This window comes from Kaistia soli DSM 19436, assembly GCF_900129325.1.
Taxonomy (GTDB): Bacteria; Pseudomonadota; Alphaproteobacteria; order Rhizobiales; family Kaistiaceae; genus Kaistia; species Kaistia soli.
Window position 1 is genome coordinate 2,501 of sequence record NZ_FQUP01000007.1, and the last position, 15,256, is coordinate 17,756.

Consider the following 15,256-nt stretch of genomic DNA (forward strand, 5'->3'; position numbering starts at 1 on the left):
GCTTCGCCGCTGACATGAGGTCCAGGATGAGCGTGTTGTTTAGACATCGTGAAGAGAGAAGATCCATCTGAATGCCCCTCATCAGGGCATGTCCCCAGATTCGTACGCTTGACCGCATACGCTCGGGTGGATCTCGAAGAAGCTGGTCTTTAACAGGCTATCCTCGCCGAGGGGATGGCCTGCGTCATTGATGGTTCGTCCATGCGAATGGATGGGCATCGATAATGAGAGCGATCAAGTGATAGAAGGGCATTCGGTGGATGCCTTGGCGCTAAGAGGCGATGAAGGACGTGGTACGCTGCGATAAGTCATGGGGAGCCGCGAACAGGCTTTGATCCGTGAATTTCCGAATGGGGAAACCCACTCAGCAATGAGTATCGTGCACTGAATACATAGGTGTACGAGGCGAACCCGGGGAACTGAAACATCTCAGTACCCGGAGGAAAGGACATCAACAGAGACTCCGCTAGTAGTGGCGAGCGAACGCGGACTAGGCCAGTGGCTTATGCGAGACAACCGGAACCTGTCAGGAAAGCAGGGCTTTAGAGGGTGATAGCCCCGTACGGGTAATGCGAGCATAAGTCCTTGAGTAAGGCGGGACACGAGAAATCCTGTCTGAACATGGGGGGACCACCCTCCAAGCCTAAGTACTCCTTAGCGACCGATAGTGTACAAGTACCGTGAGGGAAAGGTGAAAAGCACCCCGACAAGGGGAGTGAAACAGTTCCTGAAACCGGATGCCTACAAACAGTCGGAGCCCAAGGGCGGAGCGATCCGCATTCTGGGTGACGGCGTACCTTTTGTATAATGGGTCAGCGACTTAATCTGACGAGCAAGCTTAAGCCGGTAGGTGTAGGCGCAGCGAAAGCGAGTCTGAACAGGGCGTTCAGTTCGTCGGATTAGACCCGAAACCGGGTGATCTAGCCATGAGCAGGCTGAAGGTGCGGTAACACGCACTGAAGGGCCGAACCGACGTCTGTTGAAAAAGACGCGGATGACTTGTGGCTAGGGGTGAAAGGCCAATCAAACTCGGAAATAGCTGGTTCTCCGCGAAATCTATTTAGGTAGAGCGTCGGACGAATACCTTGGGGGGTAGAGCACTGGATGGGCTAGGGGGATTTACCATCTTACCAAACCTAACCAAACTCCGAATACCCAAGAGTACTATCCGGCAGACAGACGGTGGGTGCTAACGTCCATCGTCAAAAGGGAAACAACCCTGACCACCAGCTAAGGCCCCCAAATCATGGCTAAGTGTGAAAGGATGTGGGGATCCCAAAACAACCAGGATGTTGGCTTAGAAGCAGCCATCATTTAAAGAAAGCGTAACAGCTCACTGGTCTAGACAAGGGTTCCTGCGCCGACAATGTAACGGGGCTCAAGCCATGTGCCGAAGCTGTGGATGTGATCGCAAGATCACGTGGTAGCGGAGCGTTCCGTAAGCCTGCGAAGGGATACTCGTGAGAGATCCTGGAGGTATCGGAAGTGCGAATGCTGACATGAGTAACGACAAACAGTGTGAGAGACACTGTCGCCGAAAGTCCAAGGGTTCCTGCGTAAAGCTAATCTGCGCAGGGTTAGCCGGCTCCTAAGGCGAGGCCGAAAGGCGTAGTCGATGGGAATGGGGTGAATATTCCCCAGCCTGCGGGTAGTGACGAATCCCGTGTATTGTACGGTCTTATTGGATTGACCGTGCCGTGAAGGGGTTCCAGGAAATAGCTCCCGCGTATAGACCGTACCCTAAACCGACACAGGTGGACTGGTAGAGTATACCAAGGCGCTTGAGAGAATGGTGCTGAAGGAACTCGGCAAATTGCCTCCGTAACTTCGGGAGAAGGAGGCCCTGTACTTGGGCAACCAGGTATAGGGGGCACAGACTAGGGGGTAGCGACTGTTTACCTAAAACACAGGGCTCTGCGAAGCCGTAAGGCGACGTATAGGGTCTGACGCCTGCCCGGTGCCGGAAGGTTAAGAGGAGAGGTGCAAGCTTTGAATCGAAGCCCCGGTAAACGGCGGCCGTAACTATAACGGTCCTAAGGTAGCGAAATTCCTTGTCGGGTAAGTTCCGACCTGCACGAATGGCGTAACGACTTCCCCGCTGTCTCCAGCACCCGCTCAGTGAAATTGAATTCCCCGTGAAGATGCGGGGTTCCCGCGGTCAGACGGAAAGACCCCATGAACCTTTACTACAACTTTGCACTGGTATTCGTGTTTGCATGTGTAGGATAGGTGGTAGGCTTTGAAGTTCGGGCGCCAGCTCGGATGGAGCCATCCTTGAAATACCACCCTTGTGAATATGGATATCTAACCGCGGCCCGTCATCCGGGTCCGGGACAGTGCATGGTGGGTAGTTTGACTGGGGCGGTCGCCTCCCAAAGTGTAACGGAGGCGCGCGATGGTGGGCTCAGAGCGGTCGGAAATCGCTCGTCGAGTGCAATGGCATAAGCCCGCCTGACTGCGAGACTGACAAGTCGAGCAGAGTCGAAAGACGGCCATAGTGATCCGGTGGTCCCACGTGGACGGGCCATCGCTCAACGGATAAAAGGTACTCTGGGGATAACAGGCTGATGATGCCCAAGAGTCCATATCGACGGCATCGTTTGGCACCTCGATGTCGACTCATCACATCCTGGGGCTGGAGAAGGTCCCAAGGGTTCGGCTGTTCGCCGATTAAAGTGGTACGTGAGTTGGGTTCAGAACGTCGTGAGACAGTTCGGTCCCTATCTGCCGTGGGTGTAGGAAAATTGAGAGGATCTGTCCTTAGTACGAGAGGACCGGGATGGACGTACCTCTGGTGGACCTGTTGTGGCGCCAGCCGCATTGCAGGGTAGCTACGTACGGACGGGATAACCGCTGAAAGCATCTAAGCGGGAAACCCACCTCAAAACGAGTTTTCCCTTGAGAGTCGTGGTAGACCACCACGTCGATAGGCCGGGTGTGGAAGTGCGGCAACGCATGTAGCTTACCGGTACTAATCACTCGATAGGCTTGATCGCCCTCATTAATCCATGCTCATCCCGACGGATGAAGCGTCAGTGACAACAGCTTCTTCAAATCCGATACGAACTTTGCCGGCCTGGTGGTCATGGCGAGGAGCCTGAACCCGATCCCATTCCGAACTCGGCCGTTAAACTCCTCCGCGCCAATGGTACTTTGTCTTAAGACACGGGAGAGTAGGTCGCCGCCAGGCCTGCAAAGTTCGTATCCAATCTCTCTTCACACCCTTTCAAAAAGCCCCGACGCGCAGAAATGCCCGCCGGGGCTTTTTGTCGTCCGCGAACAGCGGAAGGTGGGGGGCGACGGCCCGGCTCCGGCGGCAACACAACACGGCCCGCTCCATGCGAAACATAAGAGCCGCCCCAAGGCGCTGCCGCCGGTGGGGGGAGGGGGCGGACAGCCGCCAGGACAACCATGTTCCCCAACAGACGCGATCCACGATGCAACCGCCGAACGGCGGGTAACCAAAGGTCGCGCTCCAAGCCCCGCAGCACCCCGAAGCGAACCCGCCGCCCAGGCTGAGATGACGCGCCTGAAAGCAACCGACAAGCCGCGCGCGTGAGCAGCGGCACAGGCAACAACACAAGCAGAGCGTCAGGCATCTGAACACCCCTCACGCTCGCAGGCGCGATCCACGCGCCGACATCGCCCACAACAAACGCCCCCCACCTAAACGCATCCCTACCCACACAAGCCTCCCACAAAGCAGCACTCAGAGGTGTGAAGCCTCGATGCGAACGCCGAATTATGCGCAAGGAAGAGCGCCGCCGGACGACCCACGCGGTTCATCCCCCGCCTGAGCATCCGCATGCACCGCAGCCTACACTAGGATGCGACAAGCGCAGACGATCCGCATCCAACGCGTTGTCAACGCTTGGCGCTGGGGCACTTGGACCGATCGCTCGGTGAGGAGACCGGCCGCGACGGTCTTCTCTCCACGCTCGCGATACACTCTCAGTCCCTGAACTGATCAGGACATCAGGCCTTCTTCAGAAACTCGGTCTTCAGCACCAGTCCCTTGACCTGCTTGGTGTTGCACTCGACCTCGGCCGGGTTTCCCGTCAGGCGGATGCCCTTGACCGTCGTTCCGCGCTTGATCGTCTCGGACGTCCCCTTGACCTTCAAGTCCTTGATCACCGTGACGGAATCGCCGTCCTTCAGCAGATTGCCGTTGCTGTCCCGGACGTTGTCGTCGCTCATTGCATTTCCCTTTGCGCCGCCTCGAAGCGCCATGCCTCTGGCTGGTCGCGACGCTTATCACGGTCGAAGTCCAGGGGGAGCCCATTGAACGGCTTTCGGCTGCGGCACTGGGCGTGGCGAGCGCTTGTAGACATGACAAGTGAAACCGTTGTGGCAGCAAAATCTTCGGTGTCTGTCGCGAGATGAGATTGACTATCGCTCTGGAAGACCCGCCATTAGGCACCGTCGCCAGCGCCGAATCACGGGGACTCCCGCGCGCTGGCTGGCTTTCGACCCGTCGCCCCGGCGGCGGTGAGGATCGCCGGCTTGGCCGGCATATCGATACGGGGAAGGATTCACGTCAATGCGATTCATCACGATCGGGCTGGCCGCCGCCGCCATGGCGATTGGCATGGCCGGCGCCTCGGCTCAGACCATGAGCTATTCCGACGCCGGCGCTCTTTTGGCACAGAGCTGCGGCAAGGACATCACCAAGTACTGCGCCAAGGTCAATCTCGGCGACGGCGCGCTGCGGGACTGCATGATGTCCCAGCAGGCGAAGATCAGCCCGCAATGCCTCACCGACTACCAGGCCGTCGTCGCCTCGATCACCAAGAGGAACGCGGCGCAGCAGTCAGTTGCGAAGCTGTGCAAGAACGACGTTGTCCGGCACTGCCAGGGCATGGTCGCTGGTGATGCGCATTTCCTGAGCTGCCTCAATGCGGCCTCGCGCGTCGTTACCGCCGCCTGCAATCAGGCGATCGTCGATGCGGGCTGGCGCTAAGCCGCGACCGGAGGGACCAAGATCATGAAGAAGACCATATTCGGCGGGCTGGTGCTCGCCATCGCCCTGACCGGTGCCGCCGGTTCGGCGTCCGCGCAGACGGCTCTCGACCAGAACCAGATCATGCAGAGCCTGCAGAGCGCCGCGCGCGCCGCTCCGCCGGAGCTGTCGGCTGCGTTGATCCGCAATGCCGTCCAGGAGCATATCAAGAACAATCCCGGCATGCCGATCACCTGGACGCCGCTGCAGCTGCTTGACGGCCTTGCGCAGATCAATGTCCAGATCCAGTTCGCATTGAACTCTGACATCATCCGTCCAGAGTCCTATGCGACAATCGGTTCGATCGCCGATGCGCTGCATCACCCGATTCTCGGCGGCTACAAGTTCGTCGTCACCGGCAACACGGATACGACCGGTGATCGCCAGGCCAACCTCGTGCTCAGCCAGAAGCGCGCCGACGCGGTGATGGCTGCCCTCGTAACCACTTATGGCGTTGATCCGTCTCGCCTTGAAGCGGTCGGTCTCGGTGAGGAAAACCTCGAGGACACCAAGGATCCGACCAATCCGCTGAATCGCCGCGTCCAGCTGATCAACATCGGCAAGTATCTGCCGAAATAGTCGGAGTCGCCTTAGCGATCCAGATCGCGCCGCGGCCGGTTTTCACCGGCTGCGGCGTTTTCACTAGAGGCGGTAAAACGCGACCGCGTTGTCGTGCCAGAATTTGCGCTGTTCCTCGGCGCTCGTGCCGCTGAGTGCTGCATCGGCGATCTCGACCCAGCGGCGATAGGTGAGCGCCAGCGTCGACACCGGCCAGTCGCCACCAAACATGATCCGATCAAAGCCGAAGGCCTCGATGGCGACCGCGACGTAGCGCTTCAGCTCATCCTCGGTCCACGCCTTGTGATCAGCTTCCGTGACGACCCCCGAAATCTTGCACATGACGTTGGGCAGTCTCGCCAGCTCGCGCATGTCCTCGGCCCAAGGCGACATCAGGCCGTCGCGGATGCCCGGCTTGCCGATATGGTCGAGAATCAGTGGAACATTCGGGACCTGCCGGGCAAAGGCGATGGCGCTCTTCATCTGGCGATGGGTGATGCAGATGTCGAAGGACAGGTTGAACGATTCGAGCAGCCTCACGCCCTCGATAAAGTCCGACCTCAAGCAGAATTCGGGGTCTGGCTCCGACTGGATGAGGCGGCGAACGCCACGCAGAAGATCGATTTCGGCGAGCCTCTCGAGATTTTCACGTACAGCCGCGCCGCGCTCGACGGGCGCGAAGGTGACCATGCCTTTGAGGCGCGGCTCCTGCTTGGCCAGCGACGCGATCCATGTGGCTTCGTCTAGATATTGTGAGGGGTCGGCGTCGCATTGCAGGAACACCATGGCTTCCAGCGGAAGGCCTTCCGTGGCGGCGTGAAACTCGGGCAGCTCATGGCGCCGGTCGAGCGTCTCGTCGCCGTCCAGCCAGGCATAGCGCAGCCGCGCTGGGTCCCAGAGATGCACATGCGTGTCGACGAAGGGAATGGCGGGCATCAGCGACGGCCCCGGGGCTTCGCGACATACGCAAACCGCTGGATCGTGTGGCATGGCAAAGCCCATGCGGCACAGTTCTTCATTCTGGTCCTCCCATTATATCTGCGGCGGGTGGCGCCCACGCGTCCTCACGCTGGCAGGCGTCCGCACACCGTTATTTTCGCCATAGCATGTCGCGCCGCACGAATCGATCGTGGAGCCCGGGCGAAAGGCGGTGGGCAAGGTGGCTCAAAAGGTAGCCAATCCCTTGCGCTCCGGCGTCATCTGGTTGACAAGCCCTGAGCGGCTGCCTATGGTCCGGCCGAATTTTCGAGCGGGCGCCTTGGGCGCTCGTTTCGTTCCCAGATCATCGATTGCGGATATTTGCGCCATGAAAATCAAGAACTCGCTGAAGGCGCTGCTTGGGCGCCATCGCGCCAACCGGCTCGTGCGCCGCAAGGGCCGCGTCTTCATCATCAATAAGGTCAACCCGCGCTATAAGGCGCGTCAGGGCTGATCTTCCGTCGAGGCGGCGTCCGTTCACGGGCTGCTGACACGACGTTCATTTGACGATGCCTGCATGCCGCCTTAGCTTGGCCGGCATGCAGGCATTTTTCGTTCTGGCTCTCACTCTCCTCGTCACGGTGGGGGCGGCATGCGTCCATGCATCCGAGGCGCAGAGCATGCCGCCGCCGCTCGGAGACGGCGCGCCTGACGGCCAGTCGATACGGCCGCAGTCTCCGTCCGACGAATCGAAACCGCCGGTTCCTTCGCAAAAGCCGCTCGCCGAGGAGACGATGGACCAGCTGTTCGCGACCCTTGCCGACCCGTCGGACGAGACGCGCGGCAAGGCGGCGGAGCAGGAGATCCAGCGCCGCTGGCAGCGCTCCGGCAGCGCGACGATCGATCTCCTCATGGGCTGGGCCCAGCAGTCGCTCGCCGCGAAAGACTATGGCCGTTCGCTCGATTTTCTCGACCAGATCGTCATGCTGAAGCCGGACTTCGCCGAAGGCTGGAACCGTCGGGCGACGATCTATTATCTGCGCGACGATTATGGAAAGGCGCTCGGCGATCTCGAGAAGGTCCTGACGCTCGAGCCGCGGCATTTCGGGGCGCTCGCCGGAATCGGCCTGATCTTCCAGGATATCGACCGCAAGGCAGATGCGCTGGCGGCCTTCGAGAAGGCGCTGGCGCTCGATCCCTATCTCGATCCGGAGATCAAGAACGCCATCAAGACGCTGAAGCCGGACGTTCGCGGCAAAGAGATCTGATGCTGCTTCCGGCTTTGGCGGCGCGATGTCCATTGGTGATTCCGGCACTTCCCTGATGACAGGCTGGACTGATCGCGGATAGCGTGGCGCTGCGGCTGAAGGTGGCCGGCAGCTCGCGCCCTTCGAGGCATGGCGAATACCTTCCTATCTTCCTGCGCGCTTATCAGCCCTCGGGCGAAGGCGTCGGCAATGCGGGCACTGACGATGGCTTCGCCGCGACGAGGAGTAGAGATGCGCGACTATCGCGATGCAAAATCCATGGCCAAGGCCCTGCGGGAGACATTGGCCTCCCGGGACGTGACAATCACCCATAGCGAGGCGCTGGAGATCGTCGCGGGGCAGTTCGGCCTCGCCAACTGGAATATCCTGTCGGCGAAGATCGACGGCGATACCAAACAAAGCGATGCGGTCGCCTTCGAGCAAGCCATTCCGATTGTGCGGATGTTCGATGTCGCGAAAGCACACGAGTTCTATCTCGGCTTTCTCGGTTTCACGGTCGATTGGGAACATCGTTACGGCGACAATTTCCCGCTCTATACGCAGATCTCGCGCGCGGGATTGCGCCTGCATCTCAGCGAGCATTCGGGCGATGCGACCCCTGGCGGCAACATGATCGTCTATATGCGCGGCATCGCCACCTTGCATGCCGAGCTCACGGCCAAGAACTACCGCTACATGAAGCCGGGACTTCAAGATGAAGGAAGTCGGCTCGAATTGCAGGTCACCGACCCGTTCAACAACAGAATCCGCTTCGTGGAACTGAAGAGCCGCTGAGCCGAACGCATATGAAAAAGCCCGGGGCCGAGGCCCCGGGCTTGATGACTGGTCGCGGTAGCCTGAAGGCTGGTGTCAGCGGCTGGCGCTGTCGCCGCCGACAAAGGCGATGCGGATCAAGTTCGTTGCGCCGGGCGTGCGCAGCGGCACGCCGGCAGTGATGATGATCCGGTCGTGCGGCTGCGCGAAGCCCTCACGCGCCGCGATATCGCAGGCGCGGCTGACCATGTCGTCGAGATTGTAGGCATCTTCAGAGACGACGCAGTGGAGGCCCCAGACGACCGACAGACGCCGCGCCGTGGCCTCGATCGGCGAGAGCGCGATGATCGGCGTGCGCGGCCGCTCGCGCGCGGCACGCAGGCCCGTCGAACCCGATGCCGTGTAGCAGCAGATGGCGGCGAGGTTCAGCGTCTCGGCGATCTGCCGTGCGGCGGCCGAGATGGCGTCGGCGCCGGTCGCCTCTGGCTCGGTGCGCTGCGCATGCATGATGTTCTTGTGGTTGCTGTCGCGTTCGACGGCTGTCGCGATCTTGTCCATCGTGGCGACGGCATCGACGGGGAAATCGCCTGCGGCTGACTCGGCCGAGAGCATGACCGCATCTGCGCCTTCATAGACGGCAGTGGCGACGTCGGACACCTCGGCGCGCGTCGGCACCGGGGCTGTGATCATCGATTCGAGCATTTGTGTTGCGACGACCACCGGCTTGCCGGCACGGCGGCAGGCGCGGGTGATCTGCTTCTGGATGCCGGGAACCTCTTCGAGTGGCATCTCGACGCCGAGATCGCCGCGCGCGACCATGAGCGCATCGGAGATCTCGATGATTTCGGCGAGGCGCTGCACGGCCTGCGGCTTTTCGATCTTCGACATGATGCCCGCACGGCCGGCCGCGATCTTGCGGACCTCGGCGACGTCTTCGGGACGCTGCACAAAGGACAGCGCGATCCAGTCGACCTTCGCTTCAAGCGCGGCGTCGAGATCGGCGCGGTCCTTCTCGGTCAGCGCGCCGGTGCGGATCGTCGAGTCGGGCACGGAGACACCCTTGCGGTCCGAAAGCTTGACGCCGACTTCGACCGTGGTGAGGGCCGACTTGCCGTCGGTCGAAACGACGCGCAGGCGGACCTTGCCGTCGTCGATCAACAGTCGGTGTCCCGGCTCGAGCGCTTCGAGGATTTCGGGATGCGGCAGGTAGACGCGTCCGGCCGAACCCGGGGTCGGATCCGAATCGAGCGTGAATGTCTGGCCGACGGATATTTCGACGAACTTGTTGGCGAAGGTGCCAAGGCGGAGCTTAGGGCCCTGGAGGTCGGCGAGGATGCCGATCGGGCGGCCTTCCTCGGCGTCGATCTCGCGAATGATCGACACGAGCTCGCGCAGCTTGTCGTGCGCGGTATGGCTCATATTGATCCGGAAGACGTCGGCGCCGGCCTTGAAAAGAGCCAGAATCGTCGCCTTGTCCGAAGACGCGGGCCCGAGGGTCGCGAGAATCTTGACCTTGCGCGACCGTCTCATTGTGCTTTTGCTCCTGCTTGGGCGGGTTCGTTCAATTGAATGGTCCAGTTCGTCTGTTCGCCAGTGTCCACCTCGAAGAAGCCGGAACGATTATAACCGCGCGCCACGCAGTCTTCCGTTCCTTCGATCGTGAACATCTTGTCCTTGGTGCACATCACGTATTTGCCGCTCCACTCACCGCCGTGGTCATAGTCGACCGCATAGACGTAATAGAAGCGTGACACGAGCGTGCCGCTGACGAGGGTCTCGCAGCTATTGACGGGGATGTTCCACCAGCCTTCCGTGGTCCAGATCTTCTTGTCCTTGTAGCCGATGGAGACGCCTACGCGGTTGTTCGTCTTGTTGCAGAGCCTCAGGTCGGCCGATGCAGGAGCTATGCCAAACCCCGGTATCATCAGGAGGAGCGCGGCGAGAGGCCCGGCGGCCAGCAGTCCGGATCGAAGCTTCGCAAAGGGCATCGATATGGACGCCGAACCGTTGAACCAGTTGGGAGCTTTATGGTCGCGATTTTTTTCGGCTGTCAACGCCAGAAGCGGGCGGAGGCTTGCGCAGCTGGCCGAAGCGGGCTTGGAAGCAAAGTCGTCGGTCATGGGTCTCTTCGGTCGTTCGTCGCGTCCGCGGCGGGGCGAATCCAGCACGGACGCCCGCGAGATGTTCGCAACAAAGGCGGCGGCATGATGACCTTGTCCCATTCATCTGGCTCGTCTCACGCTGGGCGACGCGGCCGCGCGACATAGATGCCGGCAAGGATGAGCAAGCCGCCGATCGCCTGCGGCAGCGAGACGGCCTCGCCGAGAAACAACCAGCCGAACACGGCCGCTGCGATCGCCTCAAGAAAGATCACAAGGGCCGAAAAAGCGGCCGGCAGATGGCCAAGCGCGAAAGCCAGCAGGCCTTGTCCACCGGCATGGCTGACGAAAGAGAGGCCGATGATCGCACCGACGCCCTCCGACGAGGTCGGCAGGATGCGCGGCTCGATGACCAATGCGATCGCGAAGAGAATGACGCTGGTGATCAGCGTGGACAGAAAGGTGATCCGTGCTGCGGACATGGTCCGGCGCGCCACCCGCACGGGCAGGAAATAGGCGCCGAAGAACACCGACGTGGCCAGTCCCGCGAGATCGCCCATGAGATGCTGCGGCGATGCGTGCCAGCTCATGCCGATCAGGAAGGCGGCACCGGCGAGGCAGAGTGCGAGACCACCGATGATGGTGGGCGGGACACGCTCGCCGATGAAGAAGCCGGAGCCGAGCGCTACCCAGACCGGGGCCATCGTGGCGAGGAAGGTCGCGTTGGCGACCGTCGTATGCAGGATCGCGAGGTGCCAGAAGATCAGGTCGCCGGCGAAGAGCACACCGGCGAGCAGGATCGGCCCGTCGAAGCGGAAGAGGGTGCCGAGCGGTTCGCCTCGCCTGCGGCTTTCGAAATAGCACCAGGCGAAGAGCAAGGGGAGCGCGCCGCCGACACGCCAGAAAGCGCTGGCAAAAGGCCCGACTTCGGCATGGCGCACGAAGACGGGCGAAATGCCCATCGCGAGAGCGCCGAGCAGCAATGCGGGCAGCGCGACCCGCGCGGCGGAGAAGGCGGATGAGTGGCTCAAGGCGGGATCCGAATTGCCGAGGCGCGGAATTGCTATGGCAGGCGTCCGGCCCCGTCAGTATCATCCGCCGCATGCACGACAAACCCACATTCGATCTCGCCGCGGCGCCGACCTCGCCCGCGACCGGCTATGGCGCTGCCACAGCACCTCACGCGATGCACCCGGCCCGATCAGAGGCGGCTTTCGAAGTCGTGGCGGGAGACGCAGCGTCGGGGCTGCTGCTTTTCTGCGATCACGCGTCGAATGCCGTGCCGCCTGACTATGGCGACCTCGGCCTGCCTGCGACCGAGTTCGAGCGGCACATTGCTTACGACATCGGAGCTGCTGCCGTGACGCGCGGCCTTGCGGCGCGGTTCGGCGTCCCGGCCGTGCTGTCGCGCTTTTCCCGGCTTGTGATCGATCCCAATCGCGGGCTCGACGATCCGACGCTGATCATGCGGCTTTCGGATGGAGCCGTGGTTCCCGGCAACGCCAAGGTCGACGCGGAGGAGCGCAACCGCCGGATCGAACGCTTCTATCTGCCTTATGACGGGGCGATGGGCGACGCGATCAATGCCGCGATGGCCAGCGGCCGCGTCCCCGTGATCCTTTCCGTACACAGCTTCACGCCGATCTGGCGCGGCGTGCCGCGGCCCTGGCATGCGGGCGTGCTCTGGGATGCTGATCCCCGCTTCTCGCAGCCGCTGATCAACGGCCTTGCAGCCGATCCGGCTCTGGTGATCGGCGACAACGAACCTTATCTCGGAGCTCTCAAGGGCGACACGCTCTATCGCCATGCGACGCGGCGCGGGCTTGCCCATGCGCTGATCGAGGTCCGCCAGGACCTGATCGCCGATGCAGCCGGCGTTGCCGAATGGGTCGAGCGGATTGGTGCCGTATTGGACACCATGCATCTCGGCGCGACACCGCATGGCGTCGTGATGCATGGGTCCCTGACCGGGCCGGTCGAGCCCCTTTCCTGAATGACGAGGACGCGATGACCGATATAGACCAGGCGACGCGCACCGAGCTTGAGGCGGCGGCTTTCCGCCGCCTGCTCGCGCATCTTTCCAGCCGGCCCGACGTGCAGAACATTGATCTGATGAACCTGGCCGGCTTCTGCCGCAATTGTCTCGCCAACTGGTACCGCGATGCCGCCGAGGCGAAAGGCCTCGCGATCTCGAAGGAGGTTGCCCGCGAGACCGTCTACGGCATGCCATATGAGGATTGGCGTGCGCTGCATCAGGGCGGCGCGAGTGCCGAAGCGCTCGCAGCCTTTGCCGAGAATCGTCCCAAGGACTGATCAAAAGCGGTGGAGAGCCAAGGCGCTGCGGCGCTGCTGGCGCTTGACCCGTCCCCCGGAAGCGGGCACTCACCCGGCTTGAGAAAGAATACGAGGAGTTCCTTCATGTCCAACGAAGACGTCCAGGGCGTCGCCGCCGCCCAGCTCCGCTCCATTGTCGAGCGGATCGAGCGGCTCGAGGAAGAAAAGAAGGCGATCGCGGACGACATCAAGGACGTCTATGGCGAGGCCAAGGGCAACGGCTACGACACCAAGGTGCTTCGCACGATCATTCGCCTGCGCAAGCAGGATGCCAGCGAGCGGGAGGAGCAGGACGCCATCCTTGACCTCTACAAGCAGGCGCTCGGGATGGTTTGAGCCAGCCGTAGCGGCCTCGCGCCGCCGGTGAGCTTGCTGGACGATGTTGATGCCCGGGACTTGTCCCGGGCATTGTGTTTTCAGGGCTTGGCCGCCGTTTGCGCGCCAGCGCGGGATCAGGCTGGCAAACAAAAAAGGACGCCGTGGCGACACGGCGTCCTTCTTTGTTTTGATCGATCGTGCAGGAAGCGTCAGCGCTTCAGCGAGACGGTCTGCTTGTAGTCGTTCGAGGCGAAGACGAGGGTTCCGACCGGGCGGACCATCGGTCCCGAGAAGCGATCGGTGCGCAGGCCCTCATAGGCGATACGTCCGAAGCCGAGCTGGATCGAGCGCTCAGGAGCTGTGAACAGGGCCGGCTCGCCGAACGGATGCGGCATTTCCATCTCGGCATAGGCCCGCTGGCGGGTCGAGCCGGGGCGGGTCACCAATTCGATCGTGCCAGCGTCGTAGCCGACCGCAGTGAAGCGGGCGAGCGGATCCTGCCAGTCTTCATTGCTCTCGACATTAGCGGCCGTCACGTCAGGCGCCGCGGCACGGCCAGCGACAAGTGCACCGGTACGGGCGTCAATGCGAGGCGCGCCTTCATCCGCGGCCGATGCGTAAGCGAGGACGGGCGCTCCGCCCATCGTATTGCCCTTGCCGACGGCCTCGGCGATGGCCTCCGCAGCGGTTGCAGGCTGATGGGCGGCCGGAAGGGCTGCCATCGCGACCTGCTCGGCACCTGCCGGTGCATTGAGAGCAGCAAGCTGAGCTGCAACGGCATGGCCGGAAACGGCGCCGGTCGAGGATGCGCTGGCGAGCGTGACAGCCGGCCGGGCAACCGGCGACGTGCGCGGCACGGGCAGGGCTTCGGAAGCGTCGGCGACCACGGCGACCGGCTCTTCCGCCGGTGCTTCGTGGCCAACCGGCGACGGCCGCGGAACGGGCGCCATCGCAACGACGGTCTCGACCGCGGCAGCATCGGCCTCGGCGACGACGGCCTGCTCGGCGGCGGGCGCGGTCTGCGGGATCGGCGACGGGCGCGGGACAGGCGCCATCGCGACGAGCATCGGGGCGGCCTCGCTGTCGGGCTCGGCGGCCGGAGCCGTCTTCGGCGCATCCTTGGCCGTGACGACAGGCGCATCGCTGTCGTCGTCGCCAGCAGCCGGAGCGGCCTTGCCGGATGCCTTCACGCTCGGCGCGATGTCGGCATTGTCTTCTTCTTCGTCGGCACCGCCGCCGAAGATGCGCTGCAGGAACGACTTGCCGCCGGCGCCGGAGGCGCTGGCCATGACGATCGCATCGCCGCCATTCGCCTTGCGGGCATTATAGGAGGCGAGCGCCTCGGCATAGCCGGGCAGGGGCTTGCCGTCGGAGGGGATATGCAGCGTCTTGCCGTCCGGGAAGATTCGCACGAGCTGTTCGCGCGTCATCTTCGGCCAGTGGCGAACGCTGCCGGTGTCCATGTGGACGAAAGGCGAGCCGGAGGTCGGATAGAAGCCGACGCCGCCGATCTGCATCTTGAGGCCGATCGCGCGTAGCTTCGGCAGCGCAACGTCCGGAATATAGAAGTCCATCGCCTTGCCGAGCATATGCTGGCTGTGCTTGGCGACGCCGCGCGAACGGGAGCGGAGCATGCCATTGGTCTCGGGCGAACGATAGCCGCAGACGACCTTGATCGGCACGCGCGAGCCGCTCTGCTGATAGACCTGCCAGATGAGGTCAAACAGATGCGGATCCATATTGGTGGGCTGGTTCTTGCGCCAGTCGCGCAGCACCCAGTTGAGGCGCTTCAAACCCTCGGGATCATAGCGTCCATTGCGCTTGAAGACGATCGTGCCGCCTTCGTTGGTATGGACGTTGACGAGGGTCAGGGCCCTGTCGCCAGCGGCCGCATCGGCTTCTCCGACGCGGGCGGTTACCAGCATGGTGCCGGCGACGAGCGCCGAAGCCGTCGCTACACGAACAGTGGAAGCCACTCGCTTCCGCCATCCGCCGTTGCGCTGAGATTG

Annotated in this window: 14 protein-coding genes and 2 rRNA genes; 10 read left to right on the top strand and 6 right to left on the bottom strand. The window is 62.3% G+C overall.

All coding sequences use genetic code 11. From position 1 onward, the window contains the following. Positions 1–232 precede the first annotated feature (232 nt). Together BUB39_RS21635 and rrf are read left to right on the top strand one after the other, a co-directional pair. A 23S ribosomal RNA gene (locus tag BUB39_RS21635) occupies positions 233–2,996 on the top strand. 79 nt (positions 2,997–3,075) lie between these two features. Continuing rightward, positions 3,076–3,190, top strand: a 5S ribosomal RNA gene (rrf, locus tag BUB39_RS21640). A 785-nt stretch (positions 3,191–3,975) separates the two neighbouring features. On the opposite strand, the gene BUB39_RS21645 is transcribed toward rrf, so the two are convergent. Beyond that, positions 3,976–4,197: an alkylphosphonate utilization protein gene (locus tag BUB39_RS21645; RefSeq protein WP_073057937.1), complete on the bottom strand. Its 222-nt coding sequence runs from the start codon at positions 4,195–4,197 to the stop codon at positions 3,976–3,978. A 343-nt stretch (positions 4,198–4,540) separates the two neighbouring features. Here BUB39_RS21645 and BUB39_RS21650 point away from each other — a divergent pair, with 343 nt between their 5' ends. Together BUB39_RS21650 and BUB39_RS21655 are read left to right on the top strand one after the other, a co-directional pair. Continuing rightward, entirely contained in the window at positions 4,541–4,960 is a 420-nt protein-coding gene (locus BUB39_RS21650) for a hypothetical protein (protein ID WP_073057938.1), read from the top strand. A 24-nt stretch (positions 4,961–4,984) separates the two neighbouring features. Beyond that, positions 4,985–5,578: an OmpA family protein gene (locus BUB39_RS21655; protein WP_073057939.1), complete on the top strand. Its 594-nt coding sequence runs from the start codon at positions 4,985–4,987 to the stop codon at positions 5,576–5,578. Positions 5,579–5,641: 63 nt separating this feature from the next. Here BUB39_RS21655 and BUB39_RS21660 read toward each other — a convergent pair whose 3' ends face one another. Continuing rightward, positions 5,642–6,493, bottom strand: coding sequence for an amidohydrolase family protein (locus BUB39_RS21660; protein ID WP_073057940.1), 852 nt, complete (start codon positions 6,491–6,493; stop codon positions 5,642–5,644). A 370-nt stretch (positions 6,494–6,863) separates the two neighbouring features. Between BUB39_RS21660 and ykgO the strand changes: the two genes are divergently transcribed. The 3 genes from ykgO to BUB39_RS21675 all read left to right on the top strand — a co-directional run bounded on the left by ykgO (position 6,864) and on the right by BUB39_RS21675 (position 8,517). Continuing rightward, positions 6,864–6,989, top strand: a complete 126-nt coding sequence (gene ykgO / locus BUB39_RS21665; protein WP_073057941.1) for a type B 50S ribosomal protein L36 — start codon at positions 6,864–6,866, stop codon at positions 6,987–6,989. 166 nt (positions 6,990–7,155) lie between these two features. Further along, positions 7,156–7,743, top strand: a complete 588-nt coding sequence (locus BUB39_RS21670; protein ID WP_210187123.1) for a tetratricopeptide repeat protein — start codon at positions 7,156–7,158, stop codon at positions 7,741–7,743. A 231-nt stretch (positions 7,744–7,974) separates the two neighbouring features. Further along, entirely contained in the window at positions 7,975–8,517 is a 543-nt protein-coding gene (locus BUB39_RS21675; RefSeq protein WP_073057945.1) for a glyoxalase superfamily protein, read from the top strand. Between the two features lie 75 nt (positions 8,518–8,592). On the opposite strand, the gene pyk is transcribed toward BUB39_RS21675, so the two are convergent. The 3 genes from pyk to BUB39_RS21690 form a co-directional block, all read right to left on the bottom strand. Beyond that, positions 8,593–10,026, bottom strand: a complete 1,434-nt coding sequence (gene pyk, locus BUB39_RS21680) for a pyruvate kinase (RefSeq protein WP_073057946.1) — start codon at positions 10,024–10,026, stop codon at positions 8,593–8,595. Then, positions 10,023–10,616 (bottom strand): DUF1036 domain-containing protein, encoded by a 594-nt coding sequence (locus BUB39_RS21685; protein WP_425292928.1) that lies wholly within the window; start codon positions 10,614–10,616, stop codon positions 10,023–10,025. Before BUB39_RS21685 ends, pyk begins: the two co-directional genes overlap by 4 nt. Before the next feature lie 116 nt (positions 10,617–10,732). Next, positions 10,733–11,626, bottom strand: coding sequence for a DMT family transporter (locus BUB39_RS21690; RefSeq protein ID WP_073057948.1), 894 nt, complete (start codon positions 11,624–11,626; stop codon positions 10,733–10,735). Between the two features lie 155 nt (positions 11,627–11,781). Between BUB39_RS21690 and BUB39_RS21695 the strand changes: the two genes are divergently transcribed. The 3 genes from BUB39_RS21695 to BUB39_RS21705 all read left to right on the top strand — a co-directional run bounded on the left by BUB39_RS21695 (position 11,782) and on the right by BUB39_RS21705 (position 13,265). Next, positions 11,782–12,588, top strand: a complete 807-nt coding sequence (locus tag BUB39_RS21695; protein WP_073058263.1) for an N-formylglutamate amidohydrolase — start codon at positions 11,782–11,784, stop codon at positions 12,586–12,588. A gap of 14 nt (positions 12,589–12,602) precedes the next feature. Further along, on the top strand, positions 12,603–12,908 hold the full coding sequence (locus BUB39_RS21700) for a DUF1244 domain-containing protein (protein WP_073057949.1): 306 nt from the start codon (positions 12,603–12,605) through the stop codon (positions 12,906–12,908). Positions 12,909–13,013: 105 nt separating this feature from the next. Continuing rightward, on the top strand, positions 13,014–13,265 hold the full coding sequence (locus BUB39_RS21705; protein WP_073057951.1) for a DUF2312 domain-containing protein: 252 nt from the start codon (positions 13,014–13,016) through the stop codon (positions 13,263–13,265). A gap of 191 nt (positions 13,266–13,456) precedes the next feature. On the opposite strand, the gene BUB39_RS21710 is transcribed toward BUB39_RS21705, so the two are convergent. Then, on the bottom strand, positions 13,457–15,223 hold the full coding sequence (locus tag BUB39_RS21710) for a peptidoglycan L,D-endopeptidase MepK (RefSeq protein ID WP_073057953.1): 1,767 nt from the start codon (positions 15,221–15,223) through the stop codon (positions 13,457–13,459). Positions 15,224–15,256: the final 33 nt, after the last annotated feature.

Bases quoted from the DNA above. Each gene is read 5' to 3' on its own strand.
- BUB39_RS21660 (WP_073057940.1), bottom strand. From the start codon at position 6,493: ATGCCCGCCATTCCCTTCGTCGACACGCATGTGCATCTCTGGGACCCA.
- BUB39_RS21695 (WP_073058263.1), top strand. From the start codon at position 11,782: ATGCACCCGGCCCGATCAGAGGCGGCTTTCGAAGTCGTGGCGGGAGAC.
- BUB39_RS21705 (WP_073057951.1), top strand. From the start codon at position 13,014: ATGTCCAACGAAGACGTCCAGGGCGTCGCCGCCGCCCAGCTCCGCTCC.
- BUB39_RS21650 (WP_073057938.1), top strand. From the start codon at position 4,541: ATGCGATTCATCACGATCGGGCTGGCCGCCGCCGCCATGGCGATTGGC.
- pyk (WP_073057946.1), bottom strand. From the start codon at position 10,026: ATGAGACGGTCGCGCAAGGTCAAGATTCTCGCGACCCTCGGGCCCGCG.
- BUB39_RS21670 (WP_210187123.1), top strand. From the start codon at position 7,156: ATGCCGCCGCCGCTCGGAGACGGCGCGCCTGACGGCCAGTCGATACGG.
- BUB39_RS21645 (WP_073057937.1), bottom strand. From the start codon at position 4,197: ATGAGCGACGACAACGTCCGGGACAGCAACGGCAATCTGCTGAAGGAC.
- BUB39_RS21685 (WP_425292928.1), bottom strand. From the start codon at position 10,616: ATGACCGACGACTTTGCTTCCAAGCCCGCTTCGGCCAGCTGCGCAAGC.
- ykgO (WP_073057941.1), top strand. From the start codon at position 6,864: ATGAAAATCAAGAACTCGCTGAAGGCGCTGCTTGGGCGCCATCGCGCC.
- BUB39_RS21675 (WP_073057945.1), top strand. From the start codon at position 7,975: ATGCGCGACTATCGCGATGCAAAATCCATGGCCAAGGCCCTGCGGGAG.
- BUB39_RS21700 (WP_073057949.1), top strand. From the start codon at position 12,603: ATGACCGATATAGACCAGGCGACGCGCACCGAGCTTGAGGCGGCGGCT.
- BUB39_RS21655 (WP_073057939.1), top strand. From the start codon at position 4,985: ATGAAGAAGACCATATTCGGCGGGCTGGTGCTCGCCATCGCCCTGACC.